The sequence below is a fragment of the Nitrospira sp. BLG_1 genome (assembly GCF_047338595.1).
Classification (GTDB): domain Bacteria; phylum Nitrospirota; class Nitrospiria; order Nitrospirales; family Nitrospiraceae; genus Nitrospira_D.
The window spans coordinates 1-22,107 of record NZ_JBLFBO010000020.1 but is presented as its reverse complement, the minus strand read 5'-3'; the positions used below and the strand labels follow the sequence as shown (position 1 = coordinate 22,107).

The window sequence follows — 22,107 nt, the reverse complement described above, 5'->3', positions numbered from 1 at the left end:
CGGCACGCCGCTACAACACGACGAGATCGTACTGCTCCAGATGTAACTGACTGTCCGGCGTCACGATGATTTTTGCCGTGCAGTCTCGTTCAAGAGATTCCACGCTCTGACGCTCTTCGTCCTGGAGGAGCTCGGCGACCGTCGGATGCGCTCCCACGATAATCCGTTGCTGATCCACAGACGGCTCGATCCGTCGGATCTCCCGAAAAATCTCATACGCGACGGTCGTGGGGGACTTCGTATATCCCCGACCGTCACAATACCGACAGGGCTCCGACAACGACCGCAAGAGATCCTCTCGCACACGCTCACGGGAAATCTCGATCAACCCAAGATCCGAGATCCGAGAGATCCTGGTCCGTGCCTTGTCCGAACCCATGGCGTCCACAAGCGCATGGTAGACCTTGTCCCGATTCTTTTCCCGCTCCATATCGATAAAATCGACGATGATGATCCCGCCGATGCCACGCAGCTTGAGCTGGTAGGCCACCTCTTTGGCTGCCTCCAGATTGTTCCGCAAGATCGTTTCCTCTTGATCTCGCTTTCCGACAAACCGCCCCGTATTGACGTCGATCACCGTCATCGCCTCGGTATGATCGATCACCAGATAGCCGCCCGACTTCAACCAGACCTTCCGGCTTAAGGCTCGGACGATCTCCTGTTCCACACCGAGATGGTCGAACAACGGCTCGTCTTTGTCATAGAGTTGAATCCTCGCCGTTTGCTCAGGAGAAAACCGCTGAACAAAGCTCCGAATGGCATCGTATTCCTCTCGTGAATCGATCCAGAGCCGATCCACTTTCTTACTGAACAAGTCCCGGACGACACGAAAACTGAGACTCAAGTCCGAATGGAGCAATGCCGGGGCCGGAAGCTGTTCCCGTTTGGTCAAAATGTCCTGCCAGAGGACGTGCAAAAAGTCGACGTCGGATTTCAGCTCATCTTCCTTGACCCCTTCGCTGACCGTTCGCACGATATACCCATACCCCGGCCGCCGCACCCGGCGCATGATGTCCTTCAACCTGGCCCGTTCCTCATCTCGTGGAATCCGTCGAGAGACGCCGATATGATCGACGTTCGGCATGAACACCAGATACCGCCCAGGCAGCGACACATAGGTCGTGACTCGAGACCCCTTCGTGCCGATCGGCCCCTTTGAGATCTGCACCATCAGTTCCTGCCCTTCGCTCAAAAGCTGCTCGATCGGCTTCGCACTTTGCCGCTTCGGCCTGAGCATATCGGAATCTTTCTCGTCTTCTTCCGCTTCCACCAATAGATCACCGGGCTCCGCCTCCACCAACAAGTCGGAGACGTGCATAAACGCGGCCTTCTCCAGCCCGATATCCACGAAGGCGGCCTGCATCCCCGGCAAGACCTTCGCCACCCGGCCTTTGTAAATATTGCCCACAAAATCTTTATGCTTCGCGCGGTCTCCGAATAAATCCGTGACGACACCGCCGTCAAGCACGGCCACACGAGTTTCTTCTCGCGCGAGCGTTATCGCAATTTCATTTCCCATACACACTCCTTTTGTTTCATCGCCACCAGGGCTGAGGTCAAGCGAGTGATGCGGGCAACGACCCGGATCTCCACCTTATCCATCCGATCAGCTCCATTAGCGATAGACACGCTAATATCTCACTGAACACTGAACCGCTGTGGTTCAGTCGTCCGACATGACTCAATAAAATAAACTTAACCGCTTACGTTTGACATTCAGTAACAAGCCCAAGGCCGCCATGGTCATAATCGTAGCACTTCCGCCGTAGCTCACAAGCGGCAACGGGATACCGACGATCGGAAACATGCCCGCCGTCATCCCGATATTGACCACCACACAAAAACAGAGCATCGCCACGATCCCGGCGGCGAGCAACGCTCCCAGCTGATCTTTGGCTTTGGACGCAATTTCCAACGAGAGCCAGATCAACCCAACAAACAACGCCAACAACACCAGCACACCCATGAATCCCCATTCCTCCGCAAACACGGCAAACACAAAGTCGGTATGCCCCTCCGGCAAGAATTTCAGCTGACTTTGGGTCCCGCCGTAGAGCCCCTTCCCCAACAGTTCTCCTGATCCTATGGCAATTCTCGATTGCAGCGCATGGTAGCCCTTCCCGCCTGGATCATAGTCTTGATCAACGAACGCCATAATGCGCTGTCGCTGGTAATCATGCAAGGACCCCCAGACCCCTTCCCAGGCGAAGGGAAACAGCATGATCGAGAAGAGCAAGATCACACCTAAGGCTTGTGACCGAACTCCTACCATGAGTAACATCGCTGCATAGACTGCAACAAAGCTCAGCCCGCTGCCCAAATCCGGCTGTTTCAAGATGAGAAGAAGGCCTGGCAACACCAGCAGCCCTGGGACGATGACTCGCTGTAACCACCCCACCCTTGGCGCTTTCGAGTAGTAGTGGGCCAGGACCAAGACGAGAATGAGCTTCGCAAACTCCGACGGTTGGAAACTCAACGGACCCAAGGCGATCCATCGCTGAGCCCCCTTGCTCGTTCGCCCCTCGAACAAGACGACGACCAGCATCACCAAGATCACGGCATAGGCCGGATAGGCAAACCGTGCAAGGTGGTGATAATCCGACGCCCACATGATGAGGAAGGCCGCTGAGCCGACCCCGATCCAGATGAGTTGCTTGAGATAATACGGGGTCCCGACGCCACGCTGCCCGTACGTCACACTGTAAATCGAGAGGACGCCGATCCCGAGAATGGCGAGAATCAACGCCACGTAGCGAATGTCGAAACTATCGAGTTCCCGATGTTCAGTCAACCGATTGATCATGAGTCGTTTGAGAAACGCCCTGGCCCTTCCATAGTGGGACGATCCGAGGTGACCGTTGGAACCTGTGGGGCAAGTTTCATATAGGTTTCGATGACTTCCTTTGCCAGCGGCGCCGCCGCGGCCCCCCCGTGCCCCATATGCTCACCAATCACAGCCACAGCGATCTTGGGTGACTCGACGGGCGCAAAAGCCACAAACCATGCATGGTCTCTGAACTTTTTGGGAATACTTTCCTCAGGCCCAGTGCGGAGAGCCGCCACCTGGGCGGTGCCGGTTTTCCCTGCAATCGTCACCACTGACGACTTTGCCCGTGTTGCGGTCCCCTTTGTCACGACATCGGCAAGCGCGTCTTTGATAAGACGAAAGGTTTCCGGCTTCACGGAGAGTTTTCCGCGTGGGACCGCCGGGATCTCCATCAGATTCCCGGTCGTTCGGTCCATCACTGCTTGGACCAGTCGAGGGCGGTAACTGACGCCGTTATTGGCAACGGTGCCGACTAAACTCGCCATCTGCAATGGAGTCACCGTGACATAGCCTTGACCGATCGCGGCTGAAATGGTTTCGCCCGGTAGCCATTGCTCGTTCTTGGCCTTCTGCTTCCACGCCGTCGACGGCATGATCCCCGATCGCTCCGACGGCAACTCCACCCCGGTCGCCTTCCCAAGACCGAAGTCCTTGCCGAATTCCGCCATCACATCGATCCCCATTCGTTGCCCGACCGTATAAAAGTACACGTCGCAGGAATGGACCAAGGCGTTGTGGAGGTCAACGTACCCATGTCCACCGGCCTTCCAGTCATGGTAGAGCCGTTTCCCGAATTGGTAGCCTCCGTTACAGAAGACGGTGCTCGACGGTGTCATGGTTTTCGTTTCCAACGCGGCAATGGCCATTGGAATCTTGAAGGTCGAGCCTGGCGGATACTGCCCCTGTGAGGCGCGATTGTTCAGCGGGCGCCCTTCATCTTGAACGATTTCCACCCACTGTTTGGCAGTGAGTTCTCGCGAGAGGACATTAGGATCGAAGCCTGGCCGACTGGCCATGGCCAGAATATCCCCGCTGGTCGGATCAAGCGCGACAATGGCTCCATGCTCTTCACCGAGCAAGTCTTCGGCCACCTTCTGCAGTCGCGCATCAATGGTCAAATACAGATCATTGCCGGCCTGCGGCCTGTCGACCACCGTGGCCCTTTTCTCATGACCGAGCGCATCGACCTCCACATTCTTCTGCCCAGCGACGCCTCGCATGTGTCGATCATAGGACTTTTCCACCCCATACTGTCCCACGACACTGCCTTGATGGAGATCAAGAAATTCCGGCTTCTCCAGTTGCTCTCCGGAAATTTCCCCCACATAGCCCAAGATGTGAGCGGCCGTCATACCACCAGGATAATTGCGCTGCGACTCCACCTGGATCATGACCCCGGGCAGATCAAGCCGGTGCGATTCCACCAGCGTCGCATCGCGCAGCGTCATGCGATCCTTGATCTTTCGCGGAAGGAGCTTACTTCCCTTGGCCGTCAGTTTTTTTCGGACAAGAGCGGCGTCAAGACCGAGTAGATCGGTCAGCTGCTTGACCAACAGCTCCCGATCCTTCACGTCCTCCAATGTGACATAGAGGCTAAAGCTCGGCACGTTATTCGCCAGAAGCACCCCATGCCGGTCATAGATCAACCCGCGAGCCGGCTCCAGCAAGACCTGTCTGGTCCGATTGTTTTCAGATAAATCGCGATAATAGGGCCCTTCGCGAATCTGCAGGTGCCAGAGTCGAAGCCCGAGCAGCGCAACAACCAACAGAAGCCCCACACGGAGAATGACCAGCCGCCGATGAAGATCCCCAACCTCTGTTTCTGGATAATGAGCTGTCGCCACGTCACTGCCTACATCCGGGATTCCGACATCAACTGTTCGATGTTGAACTGACTCCACATCAGCCAGTAGATTGCCCCACCGATGACCGCATCAAGACAGGCTTGCGGCAACGCCACATTCCAGATCGCCCACCACAAATCTTGTTGAGGACTTAGCTTCAGCACAACCGGAGTCACAAGTCCGGCCAGACACGACACCACCAGCAACCCCGACACGAGGACGAGAGGGCTCAGATACACCATTTGTCGTCCCGCTAGACCGGCGACCAACCCAAGCCCCCCCTTCAGCATGGCTCCGGTGAGCACATCCTGTGCAGAAAACAGACTCAACGCCCATCCGACTGCCACCCCGACCAACAAACCATCCAGCTCTCCGTTGATCAGTCCGATCAAACACACCGCCACGACACCAAAATCCGGCTTCACGTCCCAGAGGGTGAGATGCGGCAGCAGTACGGACTGAACTGGGACAATCCCCACGATGACGACACTGTACAGCAACGCCTTCATGGCTTAGGCCTTGGCATACTCAATCGTTCTTTTTCTGCCGGTACGAGAGAGGACTGGATGACGAGCACTTCTTCAATCCGGTTGGGATCAACCTCAGGTGTCAGTTCCGCGGACTGGAACAGGGCTTCCTCTTCTTTATCAATTCGCGTGATGGTGCCGATCGCGAGTCCTCGCGGAAACCCCTCAACCAGTCCCGACGTGACAACTCGATCACCTGGGCGCGCACCCGACAATAGCGGGATATACTTCAGTCGTGCCTGCCCCTGGGTCGTCCCTTCGACAATTCCCTCGTCTCTGGTGCGCTGAATCAGTCCCGCGATCGCATTATTCGGGTCCGTCACCAATAACACCACGGCGGTAGACGCCGTCGTTTTCACAACCCGGCCGACAACTCCCGCAGGAGTGATCACACCCTGATCAGGCAAGATCCCGTCGGACGCCCCCTTATCCACGATGATCGTCTTGTACCAATTGCCGGTATCACGACCGATGACTTGAGCCGCGATCAATGTGGGCAGGGCTTGCCTTTTGAACTCCAGCAGGGTTGCCAGCCGCTCGGTGGCCGCGGCAGATTCTCGCAGTTGTCCGTTCTGTTCTTTCAGCAGTTCCAACTCTCGTTTCAACTGCCGATTCTCGTCTTCTATCCCCTGGAGCGCGACATAGCCGCCCCACACCCCAGCAATCCGATCATGAACTCCAGCCACGGCACTCAGCGGCCAACTGATGATCCATCCGAGCGGACCACCCACGCCTTGAAACACACTTTGGAGTTGACCTGGCAGAAGCAGAAAGCCGAGGATCAGGACGACGGCAAGAACGAGGGCCACACGCCTGGCATTGGATGTCACGCGTAAATTAACCATCCACATGAGGGGATGGGACCTTACCGGAGGTTGTTCGCCTGAGACATGACCGATACTTTTCGGAGCAGGTCCAATTCATCCAGAATCTTCCCGACTCCCAACACCACGGATGTCAGCGGATCATCGACCGTAATGATCGGCAGATTCGTTTCTTCACGGAATCGCGTGTCCATCCCCTTCAATAGAGAGCCTCCACCGGTCAGCACAATCCCGCGATCGATGATGTCACCAGCCAATTCGGGTGGGGTGTTTTCCAATGCAATCTTGATGGCATTGACAATAGTCCCAATCGGTTCGTGCAATGCTTCACGAATCTCGGCATCATCAATGACCAATGTGCGCGGAATCCCCGTAATCAAATCCCGCCCTTTGATCATCATGGTTTTCCGCTCTTCGAACGGATAGGCGGACCCGATTTCAAACTTGATCCGCTCGGCCATATGTTCGCCGATCAATAAATTGTACTTCTTCTTAATATAATTCATGATCGCTTCGTCCATCCGATCGCCGGCGACCTTGACGGACTCGCTATAGACAATCCCGCCCAGCGAGATCACCGCGATGTCGGTCGTACCACCGCCCACATCGACGACCATGTTACCGGACGGCTCCGTGATCGGCAGCCCTGACCCAATCGCCGCAGCGACCGGCTCCTCGATGAGATAGACTTCCCGAGCACCGGCCAATTCCGCCGAGTCACGGACCGCCCGCTGCTCGACTTGGGTAATCCGGGAAGGAACACCAATAATGATCCGTGGGCGAACGAATGCACTCCGGTTATGGGCTTTCCGGATGAAATGCTTCAACATTTGTTCGGCCATCTCGAAGTCGGCGATCACACCTTCCTTCATGGGCCGAACCGCAACAATGTTCCCTGGAGTGCGACCGAGCATTTTCTTGGCCTCGGCGCCGACGGCGAGGACCTTTTCGCTCTTCTTCTCAACCGCGACCACGGAGGGTTCATTGAGGACGATCCCCTTCCCACGAACATAGACGAGGGTCGTTGCAGTCCCTAAGTCGATTGCTAGGTCATCGGAAAACCAACCGAACACATCTCCCGGGAACCCCACGGTATCTCTCCCTTCATCTGAGCTGGCCCATTCAGAGTCCAGCTTGCGTGCGTGATCTCGATGGCACTTAATCCGGAACTGCCAGTTGACCAGCGTCTAACACGTGTGTCCGGGCCACTTCATCGCCCAGGCGGTGCCCCTGCTCATTCCCGATAATCAAAAAACTTTCGAACGCGACAATCGCCAGAGAGGCAAGCCACCCAATGTACGGGATCGCATAAGCAACCTGTGCACCGCCCAGTGGAAGATTCCGAATGATCGACTCTCGAAACCCGACAGTGCCCCGACCATCCACCCGCACGGTTTGCAAACCGACCAGCCGTTTGCCGATACTCTTCCCCCCCGCAAACCCATCGGCAATCAGGATGTACGTCAACCCGGAAAGAAAACCGACCGGAGAAGCAATTTCGCCGGCAGCGACGACAATGAATAGGTCAATCAACTTCGCGATGAACCGATTCAGCACATGGGCCTTCGGATAAACCCTTGAATCGAACGACGTCGAGCCTGGCCCCTCCCCTCCCAAGGGATCTCCTTCTAATTAGTGGCAAAGTATAACAAAATCGGCCAACTTGCACAAACAAAGAGCCATCTTTTTCTGAATATTTTTTCGTACCCTCCCGAAAGAGCTCGTGAACACCTCACGCATGAAATCTCCACACACCCTAAGAGCTGGCTCTTGCCTTCCGCCCAGCCCATAAGTACACTGTTACCCTCACAAAAGCAAAGAGGGGTTTGATGATTAAGACAATGCGAGAGGCATCACACAACTATCCGTGGCTGTTGAAGTCCATCATGGGGATCCTGGCCATTGCCTTTGTCATTACGATGGGCTGGTGGGGATTCGGTGAACAGGCCGGTGGACCGGTCGCCAAGGTCGGCGAACAATCGGTTTCACTCGATGAGTTTAAGCGTACCTACGAGAACATGCACCGGATCTACAAGGACAACGTCAAGACCGAGTTCAAAGACGAGGAGTTCAAGGACTTCGTCATGGGCCAACTCGTCGACAGCCGCGTGTGGATCATCGCCGCCCAAGAGATGGGAGTGCGAGTCTCCGACGCCGACTTGCGTGAATTGATCATGCAAACACCGGTCTTTCAGAAGAACGGCGCCTTCGACCCGGAGCTCTATAAACGTATCCTTGCCGCGAATCACCTCACTCCGGCGACATTTGAGTCGATTCAGCACCAGGAAGTCTTGGCCAACAAAGCCCGCATGATCGTCCGAGATTCCGTTGCCCTGACGCCCGAGGAGATCGCCGAAGGGCAGTCGCTCATGACCAGACCTGCGGATGGTAACGACCCCGCGAAGATGGCTGAGGCCAAACAACGGGTCCTGGACGACATGCTGTTGCAAAAGCAGCAACGCGCCCTCGTCTCATTTCAGCAGTCGATGAAAGCGAAGATTCCAATCACCATCCGGCGGGAGCTGCTATAAGCCTCTCTTGTTTTCCGATACATCCGCCAAACAGACTACAGGCTCCCTCTTTCAGCTAGCCTTCGAAGATCTCGGCGCGCATGAAGAAGATTTTTCAATAATTAGGAGGGCTTGTTCGCGCCGAGAGTGTTGAAACATATCCCTCTAGAATTCCATCCCACGCTAAAGTATCAACATCGCGTCGCCATAGCTGTAGAAACGATATCGCTCCTGGACTGCCTCTTCGTAAGCCCTGCGAATCTGGTCGATCCCGGCGAAGGCTGAGACCAGCATCAGCAAGGTCGTCTTGGGCAGGTGAAAGTTCGTCATCATCGCATCGACAATCTTGAACTCAAATCCCGGGGTGATGAAGAGTCGGCTTTCGCCGGACAACGGCATCATCTCGCCCTTCTCTTTCATAACCGTTTCAAGCGTCCGGACGACCGTCGTCCCGACCGCAACCACCCGCCCACCAGCACATTTCGTCTTGACGATCGCCTTGGCCGTATCCTCGCTGACGTGAAACACTTCTCCTCCCATCCGATGGTCCTCGATCCGGTCGGTCGTCACCGGCTTGAACGTACCGGGGCCGACATGCAGGGTCACAGTTGCAATGTTGATGGAGGCTTCGCGCAGTCGTTGAAACAGGTCTTCGGTAAAGTGCAGTCCTGCCGTCGGTGCAGCAATTGCACCCTCGTGCTTTGCAAACACAGTCTGATACCACTGGTGATCCTCTTGAGTTGGTACGCGTTTGATGTATGGGGGAAGCGGCATGACCCCTCGTTCATCAAATAGCTGTGTGATCGGCACGGAGCTCTGCACCACCACCTCTGTCCCTGTTGCATCACGTTTGACGATTGTTGCGTGGGATTGTCGATCAAATTCGATGACTTGCCCGACTCGAAACGTCCCCTTCACCATGATTTCCCATCGTCGATCGCCCAGCTCCTTCACAAACAGCACCTCGACCGGCGTTCCCGTCGACTTTTTGATTCCCGGCACCCGCGCAGCCATGACCTTGGTATCATTCACCACAAGGAGGTCCCCTGGCTTCAGCAGACCCGGAAGATCCGCGACATGCTGATGTGCGAACTGCTTCCTCACTCGATCCACAAGCAGCAACCGCGCACGATCGCGAGGGCTCACCGGCAGCAACGCAACCAGGGACGGGTCAAAGGGAAAGTCAAACTCGGACAGTTGCATTAGCCCACATTGTTTATGATGGTTCGTGCCCCATCGACCAGCACAGTGTCCCGAGCACCGTCAAGCCTTCGACCCCACTCAGGCTCGACCCTGAGCGATGTTGAGAGGTCGAGTGACAAAACCGTTTTAGCCTCGCCTATTGTGAAGTCTCCGACTCCGGAAACGAGATACGCTTCACGTTTCACGAACGACAAATATCGTGGTGGCGCATCAGCGGTTGCAGTAGGAGCACTCATGAAGAATGCCGGTTAGGACGGAGGGGCCAAAGAAGCGGGAGGAGCAGACGGTGTTTGCGTCAATGCCGCATCACGCAGTTCCGTTCCCGGATAGTAATAACTCAGGATGCTCGAAAACGAATAACCCAGCTCTGCCAATTCTTTTGCTCCCCACTGGCAGAGACCGACCGCATGACCGGCTCCGTAGCCGAAAAGGACAAGGTCCTGTCCGATCGACTGAACGGTAAATTGAGTGCTGGGAACAATCGTATATCCTACCGCTCTACGGAGATCTTCACCTCGTATTACCAACTCCCCGTTCGAGTGTATAACTCGCAATGTCGCCACTCGTCCGGCACGGCTGTACGACTGCGGAGCGACATGGGAAATCGACCCCACTGAAAATCCCTGCTGCCGAAGATTCTTCTCGAGCGCCTCGATCTTCACCGATGCCCTCCACTGATAATAGGGAGACTCGATGTCGAACGGACACTCCACGCCCTTCAAATAGGGGAGATCCTTTGACCACACGGTCATCGCATCTTCTGTCACGCCCGCCGCCGTGGAGGAAAACGCAGCGTAGATCGGTGCCCCTTGGTAGGTCACCACGAGCCCCCTGGTGGACTCCACTGCCGCGATCACTCGGACATCAATGCCTTGGCGCCCACGATAGACCTGATCTTGAATGCCGGCCACCACATCGTACGCTCGAGTGGAATTCAGCATATGTTGGTACAATGCATAGGTCCTGGTCGCGACGGCCTGCACCTTCAGCATCTCCGGATGCCACGTTGAATTCACTTCTTGCGGCACGACACCTTTGACATATTCCTCGAGATCAACTTGGTTGACGAGAAGACGGCTCTTCCCTTTTCGAACGAGCTGAAGCACTCCACCGACGTGAAGGGCGCCATTCTCCTCAGCGGTGTGCGCCGTGGGTCGGTTCCCGGGTCCATTCAGCCAAACCGTGAGATCGTGATTGCCTGCCCGTAGTGTGAGTCGATCCGTCACCACCGGTTTGCCGTTCAGGATGAGGGCATGGCCTCGCACCTTAATCTTGAGCACTGAGCCATAGGACCAGGCCTGATTCCGTTCGTCAGTCACCCAAAGAGTCTGATCACTTGTCACTTCGAGCTGCTGAACATCGGATACCAATAGGACGCGAATCGATTGCGCCGCCTGGGCCTCCGACACCATGCCCGCCCCCAGGCAGATTCCCAATCCCGCAGCCCCGGCCCAGAGCCGTGCTGCTGTCATCTTCGGAAGAGCCATCCTAGAATATAGAATAGCAGACTCAGAAGAACACTGAGAACGATACTGGTGGCGATAGGAAAGTAGAAGCTGACATTCTCACGTTTGATGGAAATGTCACCGGGCAATTTACCGAGCCAACTCAGGCTATTTCCAAAACCAGGAATCCGGTCAAGGGCGATTAGCAATATCCCCAGCGCAACAATCCCAAACCCTACTCCAATGAGGATCTTCCCAAGGGTGGCCCATTCCGGCATCACTCGTGATCCCTCTGAACAATGGAACCTTTCAGCTCCGGAGTCTTATGACGTAGTATCAGCCATTTATCAAACACTCTGCGATCTGAATCGCGTTCAACGCCGCACCCTTGCGAAGATTGTCGGATACCACCCAGAGGTTGAGACCATTGGCGATCGATTCGTCTTCCCGCACGCGGCCGATGTACACCTCGTCTTTTCCCGTCGCATCGAGCGGCATGGGATAGAGTTTCTTTGCCGGATCATCGTAGACCAGCACGCCAGGCATCGCTGCGAGCGCCGCACGTGCCTCATTCGCGTTTAATGGACGTTCCAATTCGATATTGATCGCTTCGGAATGGCACCGCAGCACCGGCACGCGCACGGTCGTGGCAGTCACTCTGAGATTTGGTGCTCCGAGAATCTTTCGGGTCTCCTTCGCGATCTTGATCTCCTCTGAACAGTCGCCTTCCTCGTTGAATGAGCCGATGTGCGGCAAAAGGTTAAAGGCGATTTGGTAGGGATAGACTTTGGTCGTGATGTCACGAAACGCCAAGAGATCCTTTGTCTGGTCCATCAACTCATCCATGGCCGCCGACCCGGTTCCCGATACGGATTGGAAGGTCGTCACCACCACGCGCTTGACCCCTACCGCATCGTGAAGCGGCTTCAGCGCCATGACCAACGGGGTGGTCGTGCAGTTGGGAATGGACACGATGCCTCGCGGCATGTCTCGTAATGCCGCCGCATTGACCTCCGGAACCACCAGCGGGACCTGTTCATCCATACGAAAGACAGCGCTATCATCGATGACGGCGATCCCGGCGGCGCCCAATCGCTGCCCATAGTCCTTGCTGATCGCATCAGTCGCGGAGATAAAAGCCAGATCGACGCCATCGAACGACGAGGAGTCCGTCAGTTCCTCAACTGTCCACTCCTTTCCTTGACACGCCATAATCTCGCCCACAGATCGCTTGGAGGCAAACAGTCTCAGACTTGCCAGCGGGAACTGCCGCTCCTCCAATATTTCTAAGGTTTCCTGGCCGACCGCGCCGGTTGCGCCAAGGATGGCCACTGTATACCCTTGTTTCTTCTTCAGCATGCAGCGTCTACTCCAATGTCAATGCGCGAATACGATGATTGAACGTGTCCGCCACCAGCAGCGTTCCGTCGCGATCGGCAACGATACCGAATGGGTAACATACACCGGCTTCTCGTGCGAGACCGTTATCACCTGAGTAGCAGGGACTTCCTTGCCCGGCCACACAGACCGCCATTCCTGATGCCTGGTCCCATTCTCGGATGAGGTGATTATCAGAGTCCGTCAGAAAGAGCCTTCCCTGCTGACCAATAGCAATTCCCGTCGGACGTGCAAGACTCGCTGATGATGCGTCCAACGCCGACTCATATCGGTAGGATCCACCGTTTCCCGCAGCGTTAGAGATCAGCCCGGTTGAAAGATGGAGAGCGCGAACTCGACCATTGAACGTATCAGCGATGTAGAGCTGGTCACCCGTAATCGCCAAGCCACTTGGGCCAGCAAGGGCCGTCTCAACCCCGAGTTTCCCATCCCCATCGTAGGTCGCCGATCCGGTTCCAGCAACGGTCTGAATGACTCTGGTTCTGAGATCGATCATCCGCACACGATGGTTGCTCTGATCGGCAATGTACAACAGGGTTTCATCGGTGCTCAGAACCAACGCCGCCGGTTCATTGAGTGCCGCCTGGTCAGCAGAACCGCCATCGCCCGAGAATCGCGGCTGACCTGTCCCCGCCAAGGTGGTAATGATACCCGTGACTGCATTCACCAGCCGCACACGATGGTTCATGGTATCCGCGACATACAGATTTCCAACTTTATCGACCACAACCGCCGTTGGAAAGTTGAGGGAAGCGGCTACGGCCAATCCACCGTCTCCAGCATATCGCTGCAGTGGAGCGGTTCCCGTCGTGACATATCTGACCGTTCCGCTCAAATCCGACTGTTGAACATACGATTGTTGTGCAGACTCATGACGAGAGTCCGCGAAAGGATCCTCATCTGCGACAGAAATCACATGATCTCGTTGAGAATCTTCTTCCCCCTGCCCTTCAGGCGGCATGCCGACAACCGTCGAAATAATGCCCGTGGTACGCTCTATCTTACGGATCACATGATTTTCAGAGTCAGCCACATACACATCACCATGATCATCGACCGCCACCCCCTTCGGCTCGTTCAACTGTGCGTAGAGTGAAGGTCCACCATCACCGGTAAAACCTGGCTCGCCGTTCCCGGCAAGGGTGCGGATCATCCATGTAGACAAAATGGCTGCCATAGTTTAGACGCGCTGACTAACTGAGATTGCGAACGATGGCGTCACCCATCTCCACTGTACCGATGATCTTCGCCCCGGCACTCTGGATATCCCTGGTGCGATAGCCCTGATCGAGCGTGTTGAGGATGGCCTGCTCGATGGCATCCGCTTCTTTTTCAAGCTGAAACGCATAGGACAACATCATGGCGGCAGAGGCAATGGTCGCAATTGGGTTGGCAATATTCTTCCCGGCGATGTCCGGTGCGCTCCCATGAATCGGCTCAAAGAGGCCCACTTTGGCGCCGATGCTTGCCGACGGTAACATTCCGATTGAACCGGTTAACATCGCCGCTTCATCGCTGAGGATATCCCCGAACATGTTATTGCAAAGCAGCACGTCAAACTGCCGAGGGTTTCGCACCAATTGCATCGCGGCGTTATCAACATAGATATGACTGAGCTCCACGTCCGGATAGGAGGCCTGGACATCGATCACAACTTTTCGCCACAGTTCCGAGGACTCTAAGACGTTCGCTTTATCGACTGATGTCACTTTCTTGCGGCGTTTTCTCGCCGCTTCAAACGCCACTTTGGCGATTCGTCGCACTTCTTCCGTCGTATAGACCTCCGTATTGATTCCCCGCTCATCCCCATTGGGTAACTTCTCGATCCCTTTCGGCTTACCGAAATAGATGCCCCCGGTTAACTCACGAATGACGAGGATGTCGATCCCCTCGACCACCTCACGCTTCAAGGTCGAGGCGTCCACGAGTGCCGAATAGAGTTTGGCCGGTCGCAAGTTGGCATAGAGCCCAAGCGCTTCTCGGATTCCAAGCAGTGCACGCTCAGGGCGAAGGCTGTATTCAAGCCCTTCCCATCTGGGTCCGCCCACGGCTCCCAGAAGAACTGCATCGCTTTGCTTGGCTAAGGCCAATGTATCTTTGGGTAAAGGGACACCCAGCTTGTCGATTGCCTGCCCACCGATATCGCCAGGGACAAACTCAAACGCATGTCCGAACTTCTCTGCGATGACCTTCAATACCTTGACCGCTTCAGGCACGATCTCGCGCCCGACCCCATCTCCAGCCAATACTGCAATCTTCGCCTTCACAGGTGCTCCTTTCGATGACGCAGCCTCACGGCTTACTCTACTATCGTTTCATCTTCTATCCGCCAGGCCGGATCAACGAGACACAAAAACTCTATGTCGGTGTTTCCAATATTTTCAAGAAACTGTCGCCCCCCTGGCGGCACATAGATCGTCGTTCCTGGTTCAACTGATGCAACCTGGTCGTCAATCGTCAATCTCCCCCACCCCGAGATGAAGTAATAGACTTCAGCGGAGGCTAAGACATGGCGTTTCGAACGTTGCCCGGGCGGCAAGGTTCCGTGGGCAAGACTATAATTCAGCGATAACTGGTGTTTGGCAGGATGAAAAATCTCCCGCAAGCGGGTCTCGTCCCCAGCGAGAAACTCGGGGCGATCCGCTAGCGTCACCTTGAACAAGAACAAGCCCTCTCGATCGAACCAACATCAACTCAAAAAAGATAAACTGTACCGTGGAGTTCCGCGTTAAATCAAGTTCACCTTCTGCTCACCTTGCGCCTGTCGCGTCGCCAAATAGGATAACTTGTTCAAGGCGCTGACGTAGGCTCGAGCGGACGCTGTGATGATATCAGTATCGGCTCCATGCCCAGACACGGTCCGTCCGTCTTCCTGCACCCGCACTGAGACTTCGCCCTGAGCATCAGTCCCGCCGGTAATGGCTTTGACGACGTACATCAACAAGCGGCTCTTCGTCTTCGTCAGGGCAGCAATGGTGCGATAGACGGCATCCACCGGCCCATCACCGGTCCCGGTTTGTGAGACAGACTTGCCATCGATCTCCAGTTCAACCGTGGCAGTTGGAACCTGATCAGTTCCGCTCGATACATGCAGGCCCTTTAAAACAAGACGCTCGGCCATCTTTGCCAGCTCTTCCGAAACGATCACTTCGAGATCTTCCTCGAAAATCTCCTTCTTGTGGTCGGCGAGTTTTTTAAACCGCTCGAAGGCATGATTGACCTCGGCTTCACCGAGCTTGTAACCCAGCTCTTCCAACCGCTGCCGAAAGGCATGTCGCCCGGACAACTTGCCCATGACCATCTGACTCTCAACCAACCCAATTGATTCCGGACGCATGATTTCATAGGTTGCCTTTTCCTTCAGCAAGCCATCTTGATGAATGCCCGAGGTATGAGCAAAGGCATTGGCCCCCACGATCGCTTTGTTGGGCTGTACCACCATGCCGGTAATCTTGCTCACCAAGCGGCTGGTCTTCGCAATCTCTTCTGTTCTGATTCCGGTATCGGCCTGATAAAAGTCTTTCCTCGTTCGGAGACCCATCACGATCTCCTCCAACGAGGTATTCCCCGCACGCTCGCCGATACCATTGATCGTACATTCCACCTGTCCGGCCCCGTTCATGATGGCCGCCAAGCTGTTCGATACCGCCACCCCCAGATCATTGTGGCAATGGACGGAAATCACGGCTTGGTTGGCATTGGGGACTTGGTCGCAAATCCCTTTGATCAGCGCACCGAATTCTTGTGGAACGGCATAGCCCACGGTGTCCGGAATATTCACGGTCCCGGCTCCCGCAGCGATGACCGCCTCGATCACTTCGTAAAGAAACGATGGGTCTGATCGGCTTGCATCCATGGGAGAGAATTCAACATCCTCGACATACCCTCGCGCCCGCTGAACCATCTCCACGGCCCGCTGCTTGGCCTGTTCCCTCGTCATCCGAAACTGGTGTTTGAGATGAATATCAGATGTCGACAAAAATGTATGGATGCGAACCTTTGGCGCGCCCTTTAACGCTTCCCATGCCCGATCAATGTCCTCGGGACGAGCTCGTGCCAAGCTGCAGATCGTCGGCCCCTCGACCTCCTGGGCAATCCGTCGCACCGCTTCGAAATCACCAGGGGAGCTATAGGCAAATCCCGCCTCAATAATATCGACCCCGAGCCGTGCGAGCTGTTTCGCCACCATGACCTTTTCTTCCACATTCATGCTGGCACCGGGCGATTGCTCGCCGTCCCGCAACGTCGTGTCAAAAATTCTGATCATGCGTGTCATATTAACCTCCGATACAAGCTGCTCAAAAAGTCCTTCCGGCAAGGCCGCAAGGAGTGCGAACCCCGAGGCGTACTGGGTTGGTACGTCGAGGGGTTCAAACGACTGAGAACGCAGCGGGAAGGCTTTTTCAGCAGCTTGTAAAAGAAAAGCCTTCATCCCGTTAGACCCAGGGACGAAGGCTTGAAGCACTCCGTGGTACCACCCTGATTTAGCCTGAGGATCATCTTCCCCTCAGACCCTTCTTTCAGCCTCTTACGGAGGCGAGACGGAGTCTCTTACTTCCTGTTCGGAGACTCAGCTCAGAGGCGAGTTCGGCGACGTCCAGGCTGGTTTGCACCATCCACCAGCTCTCTCTAGAATGTTGAAACAGGATCCTCACTGCAATCATGCTGGATCGCCGTCTTGAACATTCAGTCTTCTAAACAGTTCGCCTACTACTCCTCATCCTAGCCGTTCACACCCTTCTCGGTTTCTCTCCATTCCTATTGCTATGGGTTTGATTCCACCGGTGGTAGATCAACTTTTCCGACACCCCGTTTCCCAGAAGCCGGAACAAGCAGCCCAGCGATCTTTTCGACCGGTCCCATCAAGGCATAGCCCGCGAACACAACGAATAACATAACCGCAGGCCACGCGGCGACCATCATCAGCGCCAGAATACCCCATACCAAGTACGTGATCTGGCGATGCCCTTTGAACTTCAGATCCTTAAAGCTCCGATACTTGATCGTGCTGACCATCAGAAACGACAGCCCTAATGTCATCAATAGAACGACAATCGAGCGGACATCCGCCCCCATCTTCATGATGTAATGATCCAGGACGACCAAGGACGCCACGACCCCGGCAGCGGCAGGAATGGCCAACCCAGTAAAGTACTTACCGTCGGAGACCGCCACTGTGGAGTTGAACCTCGCTAATCGGACGGCTCCCATGGCCACATAGGCAAACATGACTGCTACCCCGAACGTTCCATGCCCGCTCAACGCCCAGGAATAGATCAAGATCCCTGGGGCCACACCAAACGACACCACATCAGAAAGCGAATCATACTCCAACCCGAACTGGCTGGTGCTGTTGGTCAACCGAGCTGATTTTCCATCCAGGACGTCAAAGATCATAGCGACCAACACCGCGATTGCGGCTTCCAGGTAGTTGCCATTGAAGACCGACAGAATGGCAAATACCCCACAGAACAAGTTGCCTGTCGTAAAGAGGTTGGGAATCAGGTGCATCGCGGCCTTTCTCCGCTTTCCTCCCTTTCCAAACGAACTTCGAAAGCTCGCTGTTTTCATGGCAACTCTCCTAAGATGGTTTCCCCGCCTTTCACCCGCTGCCCGACAGCCACCCGAAGCGTGGTGCCGATAGGGAGAAACGTATCCATACGCGACCCAAACCGAATCAGCCCATATCGCTCACCCCGAACAGCTCGTTCCAGCGGCGCAATCCAACACACGATACGCCGGGCGATCAGGCCAGCCACCTGCACACACAAGACTTTGATTCCCTCGGGCGTCTTGATCATCAATGCATTCTGCTCGTTCATAAACGTGGCTTCAGGTTTACTGGCCACCATGAACAAACCCGGCTGATATTGCACATTTTCAACCATTCCGTCGCAGGGTAGTCGATTGATGTGCACGTTGAAGACATTCAGAAAGATCGTCACGCGGAGGCTCCGTTCTTTCAGATACCTCGGCTCAAACTCTTCCTCAATGGCAATCACTTTACCGTCGCCGGGAGCGACGATGAGGTTTGGACCTTGCGGGATCACTCTGGCCGGGTTTCGGAAAAACCAAGCCGAAAACAAGGTCGCAATCCCACCGAGGAACGCGACGAAGGACCAGCCCAACAATCCCGTCAACAGTGTAACGCCAGCAGGAACTGCGATGAAGGGAATTCCTTCTTTCGCAAAGGGAACGCCGACTGCACGATCTGCCATGGAGTGGCCTCAATTCTTCAGAAGAGATGTTCTAACCGGCCGTCCAGCGAGGCCGCAGGAAGTGAAACGGTGAAGCGTACGTGGTTATTGTACGTTGAGCCTTTGAACGATGCGAGAACGAAACTGGTGCTTGGTTTCAACATCTCTAGTTTTTCGTTTTATCGACCAGCTGATCCTTCTTGAGCCACGGCATCATTCCCCGCAGCTTGGCTCCCACTGCTTCGATGGGATGCGCCTCCCCCTTCGCGAGCAGAGCATTGTAGACCGGTCGATTGGCCTGATTCTCAAGCACCCATTCCTTGGCAAACCGCCCGGTCTGAATCTCATCGAGAATCTTCTTCATCTCCTGCTTCGTTTGCTCGGTCACGACTCGTGGGCCGCGAGTCACATCCCCGTACTTTGCCGTCGTGCTGATCGAGTAGCGCATATTGGCAATGCCCCCCTGATAAATCAGATCGACGATAAGTTTCACTTCGTGCAAACACTCGAAGTACGCCATTTCAGGCGAATAACCAGCTTCAATCAGCGTTTCATAACCCGCTTGAATCAAGGACGTGAGGCCACCACACAACACCGCTTGCTCACCGAAGAGATCCGTCTCAGTTTCCTCACGAAAATTGGTCTCGATGACACCGGCACGCCCACCGCCGATCGCACTCGCATACGCCAATCCCACTTGCTTGGTCGTCCCGCTGGGGTCCTGGTGAATCGCCAACAAGCAAGGCACGCCACTGCCCTTCGTGTATTCGGAGCGAACGAGATGTCCCGGGCCTTTCGGTGCGACCATGAAGACATTGATGGAGGCAGGCGGCACGATCTGCCCAAAGTGAATATTGAAGCCATGACCAAATGCGAGATAGGCCCCCGGCTTGAGATTGGGCGCAATGTCTTGTCGATAGATGGCGGCCTGGGCTTCATCAGGTGCCAGAATCATCACGACATCGGACGCCTTGACGGCATCGGCAACAGGCATAACTTTCAACCCACTCTGTTCAGCCTTTTTCCAGGACGCCCCTTCACGCAGCCCGATCACGACATTGACTCCGCTTTCCTTCATGTTCAGGGCATGCGCATGGCCCTGGCTTCCATAGCCGACCACCGCCACCTTCTTGTTCCGAATCTGTTGAAGATCAGCATCCTTATCGTAGTAAATGTTCATGAAACACCCTTTCCATAGGTCAATCTAGAGCGACGCTTCTTTGGTCCCTCAGTCAATCATTCGCGGGCAATTTTTTTCGCCTGGACGGCAGCCTGACGAACAGGCTCCCGCGCAACAGCGACTCGACCGGTACGGACCAACTCCTTGATCCCAAGCGGCTGAAGCAAGTTAATGATCGCTTCTATCTTCTTCGGATCGCCGGATACTTCGATCGTATAGGTCGTCGGTGTCGAATCGATCACGTTCGCACGGAAGATATCGACGATTCTCAGCGCCTCGGCTCGATCCACATCTTTCGTATGAACTTTGATGATCGCGGTCTCTCGGGAGACGAATTCCGTCTCGTTCAAATCGACCACCTTGATTACATCGATCAGTTTGTTGAGTTGTTTCACGATCTGCTCGATGATCCGCTCATCGCCCGAGGTCACAATCGTCATCTGGGACATGGAGGGATCAAGCGTCGGAGCCACCGACAAACTCTCAATATTGAATCCTCTCCCGCTGAACAACCCTGCGACTCGGGATAAGACTCCAAACTTATTTTCAACAGTCACTGAAATAATATGTTCCATTCTCAACTCAAAGAGCTTCTAGCCGATGGCTTATGGCTCGGAGCCGACTACAGTCTCCCGTTTCTGCCATCAGCGATACGCCACACGCTCTCACTCCTATGCAGTTAGAACCGTATCCTTATCTTCCGGTGTCACTTTGGCGCCACCGGATTGTTTCATCTTCAACTCAGGCGGATCCTCCAAGATCATCTCATGATTGCACCCGCCGGCAGGAATCATCGGATAGCAATTCTCATAGGGATAGGTCGGCACATCCACAATGACGGGTTTATCCGTTGCCAACGCTTCTTTCAGAACCGCATCGAGATCACCGACCTTCTTGACCCGCAGCCCCACCGCCCCATAGGCCTCCGCCAACTTGACGAAATCCGGCGTCGTACCAAGATTGCTCGATGCGTAGCGCCCTTCATAAAATAGATCCTGCCATTGCCGAACCATGCCGTGAAATCCATTGTTCAGGATGATAATCTTCACCGGCAATTTGCTCAAGACCGCCGTCGCCATTTCCTGCATGTTCATCTGAATACTGCCATCGCCTGCGATACAGAGCACCAGACGATCTCGAAAAGCCGCCTGTGCCCCCATTGCTGCGGGGAATCCAAAGCCCATCGTACCCAGCCCGCCTGAGGTCAACCACCGGTTGGGTTTCGCCAGCTTGAAATATTGCGCCGCCCACATCTGATGCTGTCCGACATCGGTGGCGACGATCGGATCTCGGTCTTTCGTCAACTCATACAACCGCTTGACGACTTGTTGCGGTTTGATCGGCCCCTCCTTCTCCTGGTGATACGCCAAGGGATGAGCCTGTTGCCAGTCTCGGATCTGATCCCACCAAGGTTTCCGAAGGTCTTTTTGCTCCCCATTCACTGTTGCACGTAGAATCTGATTCAACTCACGGAGCACGCTCTTACAGTCGCCCACGATTGGAATGTCGACATGGATGTTCTTGCGGATCGACGTCGGATCGATATCAACGTGAATAACTTTCGCATGGGGACAGAACTCTGATGGCTTCCCCGTCACCCGATCATCAAACCGTGCCCCGATCGCAATGACCAAATCCGAATAATGCATGGCCATATTAGCCTGATAGGTCCCATGCATCCCCAGCATCCCCATGGACAGTGGATGCTCCCCAGGAAACGCACCCAGCCCCATCAAGGTCATATCGACCGGAATCTGCGTCATCTCAGCCAATTCAAGGAGCTCTTGCGATGCGCCTGAAAACACGACCCCACCGCCCACATAGAGAATCGGCTTCTTGGCCTTCATAATGGCTTCGGCCGCCTGCTTAATCTGCCACTTATTCCCCTCGACAGTCGGGTTGTACCCACGGATCGAGACCGAATTCGGATAGGTAAAGTCCGCTTTGGCCATCGAGACATCTTTCGGAATATCGACCAGGACCGGACCAGGTCGGCCAGTCGTTGCGATATAAAACGCCTCTTTAATAGTAGCCGCCAAATCGTTCACGTCTTTCACAAGGAAATTATATTTCGTGCAGGGTCGGCTCAACCCGATATTGTCTGCTTCCTGAAACGCATCATTCCCGATCAAGCTCGTCGGGACCTGACCGC

General features: G+C 55.0%; 22 protein-coding genes. 1 reads left to right on the top strand and 21 read right to left on the bottom strand.

The window, feature by feature from the left end:
• Positions 1 to 10: 10 nt before the first annotated feature.
• The 8 genes from ACMTNU_RS13935 to ACMTNU_RS13900 form a co-directional block, all read right to left on the bottom strand.
• On the bottom strand, positions 11 to 1,519 hold the full coding sequence (locus ACMTNU_RS13935) for an Rne/Rng family ribonuclease (protein ID WP_413935867.1): 1,509 nt from the start codon (positions 1,517 to 1,519) through the stop codon (positions 11 to 13).
• Positions 1,498 to 1,629 (bottom strand): hypothetical protein, encoded by a 132-nt coding sequence (locus ACMTNU_RS13930; protein ID WP_413935866.1) that lies wholly within the window; start codon positions 1,627 to 1,629, stop codon positions 1,498 to 1,500. Before ACMTNU_RS13930 ends, ACMTNU_RS13935 begins: the two co-directional genes overlap by 22 nt.
• Before the next feature lie 52 nt (positions 1,630 to 1,681).
• Positions 1,682 to 2,803 (bottom strand): rod shape-determining protein RodA, encoded by a 1,122-nt coding sequence (gene rodA, locus ACMTNU_RS13925; RefSeq protein WP_413935865.1) that lies wholly within the window; start codon positions 2,801 to 2,803, stop codon positions 1,682 to 1,684.
• Positions 2,800 to 4,671, bottom strand: coding sequence for a penicillin-binding protein 2 (gene mrdA, locus ACMTNU_RS13920; RefSeq protein ID WP_413935864.1), 1,872 nt, complete (start codon positions 4,669 to 4,671; stop codon positions 2,800 to 2,802). Before mrdA ends, rodA begins: the two co-directional genes overlap by 4 nt.
• An 8-nt stretch (positions 4,672 to 4,679) precedes the next feature.
• A complete protein-coding gene (locus tag ACMTNU_RS13915; RefSeq protein WP_413935862.1) occupies positions 4,680 to 5,180 on the bottom strand; it encodes a hypothetical protein in 501 nt (166 codons plus the stop codon).
• Positions 5,177 to 6,049, bottom strand: coding sequence for a rod shape-determining protein MreC (gene mreC / locus ACMTNU_RS13910; RefSeq protein WP_413935861.1), 873 nt, complete (start codon positions 6,047 to 6,049; stop codon positions 5,177 to 5,179). Before mreC ends, ACMTNU_RS13915 begins: the two co-directional genes overlap by 4 nt.
• Positions 6,050 to 6,063: 14 nt before the next feature.
• Positions 6,064 to 7,113, bottom strand: coding sequence for a rod shape-determining protein (locus ACMTNU_RS13905; protein ID WP_090742259.1), 1,050 nt, complete (start codon positions 7,111 to 7,113; stop codon positions 6,064 to 6,066).
• 67 nt (positions 7,114 to 7,180) lie between these two features.
• Positions 7,181 to 7,639, bottom strand: a complete 459-nt coding sequence (locus tag ACMTNU_RS13900) for an RDD family protein (protein WP_413935860.1) — start codon at positions 7,637 to 7,639, stop codon at positions 7,181 to 7,183.
• 212 nt (positions 7,640 to 7,851) lie between these two features.
• Here ACMTNU_RS13900 and ACMTNU_RS13895 point away from each other — a divergent pair, with 212 nt between their 5' ends.
• Positions 7,852 to 8,553: a SurA N-terminal domain-containing protein gene (locus ACMTNU_RS13895; protein WP_413935859.1), complete on the top strand. Its 702-nt coding sequence runs from the start codon at positions 7,852 to 7,854 to the stop codon at positions 8,551 to 8,553.
• Between the two features lie 162 nt (positions 8,554 to 8,715).
• Here ACMTNU_RS13895 and queA read toward each other — a convergent pair whose 3' ends face one another.
• The 13 genes from queA to ilvB form a co-directional block, all read right to left on the bottom strand.
• Complete coding sequence (gene queA, locus ACMTNU_RS13890) at positions 8,716 to 9,735, bottom strand: tRNA preQ1(34) S-adenosylmethionine ribosyltransferase-isomerase QueA (RefSeq protein WP_413935858.1); 1,020 nt, start codon at positions 9,733 to 9,735, stop codon at positions 8,716 to 8,718.
• Between the two features lie 248 nt (positions 9,736 to 9,983).
• A complete protein-coding gene (locus ACMTNU_RS13885; protein WP_413935857.1) occupies positions 9,984 to 11,207 on the bottom strand; it encodes a SpoIID/LytB domain-containing protein in 1,224 nt (407 codons plus the stop codon).
• A complete protein-coding gene (locus ACMTNU_RS13880; RefSeq protein WP_413935856.1) occupies positions 11,204 to 11,458 on the bottom strand; it encodes a DUF2905 domain-containing protein in 255 nt (84 codons plus the stop codon). The genes ACMTNU_RS13885 and ACMTNU_RS13880 overlap by 4 nt, the downstream gene beginning before the upstream one ends.
• A gap of 58 nt (positions 11,459 to 11,516) precedes the next feature.
• Complete coding sequence (locus tag ACMTNU_RS13875) at positions 11,517 to 12,539, bottom strand: aspartate-semialdehyde dehydrogenase (protein ID WP_413935855.1); 1,023 nt, start codon at positions 12,537 to 12,539, stop codon at positions 11,517 to 11,519.
• A gap of 7 nt (positions 12,540 to 12,546) precedes the next feature.
• Positions 12,547 to 13,755 (bottom strand): hypothetical protein, encoded by a 1,209-nt coding sequence (locus ACMTNU_RS13870; RefSeq protein WP_413935854.1) that lies wholly within the window; start codon positions 13,753 to 13,755, stop codon positions 12,547 to 12,549.
• 16 nt (positions 13,756 to 13,771) lie between these two features.
• Entirely contained in the window at positions 13,772 to 14,845 is a 1,074-nt protein-coding gene (leuB, locus tag ACMTNU_RS13865; protein ID WP_413935853.1) for a 3-isopropylmalate dehydrogenase, read from the bottom strand.
• 32 nt (positions 14,846 to 14,877) lie between these two features.
• Positions 14,878 to 15,246: a cupin domain-containing protein gene (locus ACMTNU_RS13860; protein WP_413935852.1), complete on the bottom strand. Its 369-nt coding sequence runs from the start codon at positions 15,244 to 15,246 to the stop codon at positions 14,878 to 14,880.
• A 60-nt stretch (positions 15,247 to 15,306) separates the two neighbouring features.
• A complete protein-coding gene (locus ACMTNU_RS13855; RefSeq protein ID WP_413935851.1) occupies positions 15,307 to 16,854 on the bottom strand; it encodes a 2-isopropylmalate synthase in 1,548 nt (515 codons plus the stop codon).
• A 488-nt stretch (positions 16,855 to 17,342) separates the two neighbouring features.
• Positions 17,343 to 18,149, bottom strand: coding sequence for a CDP-diacylglycerol--serine O-phosphatidyltransferase (gene pssA / locus ACMTNU_RS13850; protein WP_413935850.1), 807 nt, complete (start codon positions 18,147 to 18,149; stop codon positions 17,343 to 17,345).
• Complete coding sequence (locus tag ACMTNU_RS13845) at positions 18,146 to 18,796, bottom strand: phosphatidylserine decarboxylase family protein (RefSeq protein WP_413935849.1); 651 nt, start codon at positions 18,794 to 18,796, stop codon at positions 18,146 to 18,148. The genes pssA and ACMTNU_RS13845 overlap by 4 nt, the downstream gene beginning before the upstream one ends.
• A 145-nt stretch (positions 18,797 to 18,941) precedes the next feature.
• A complete protein-coding gene (gene ilvC / locus ACMTNU_RS13840; RefSeq protein ID WP_413935848.1) occupies positions 18,942 to 19,955 on the bottom strand; it encodes a ketol-acid reductoisomerase in 1,014 nt (337 codons plus the stop codon).
• A 56-nt stretch (positions 19,956 to 20,011) separates the two neighbouring features.
• The gene (gene ilvN, locus ACMTNU_RS13835; protein WP_413935847.1) at positions 20,012 to 20,530 is read right to left on the bottom strand and encodes an acetolactate synthase small subunit; all 519 of its coding nucleotides are present in this window, start codon (positions 20,528 to 20,530) and stop codon (positions 20,012 to 20,014) included.
• A gap of 96 nt (positions 20,531 to 20,626) precedes the next feature.
• Positions 20,627 to 22,107: biosynthetic-type acetolactate synthase large subunit (gene ilvB / locus ACMTNU_RS13830; protein WP_413935846.1), on the bottom strand; the 1,481-nt coding region annotated here is incomplete at its 5' end.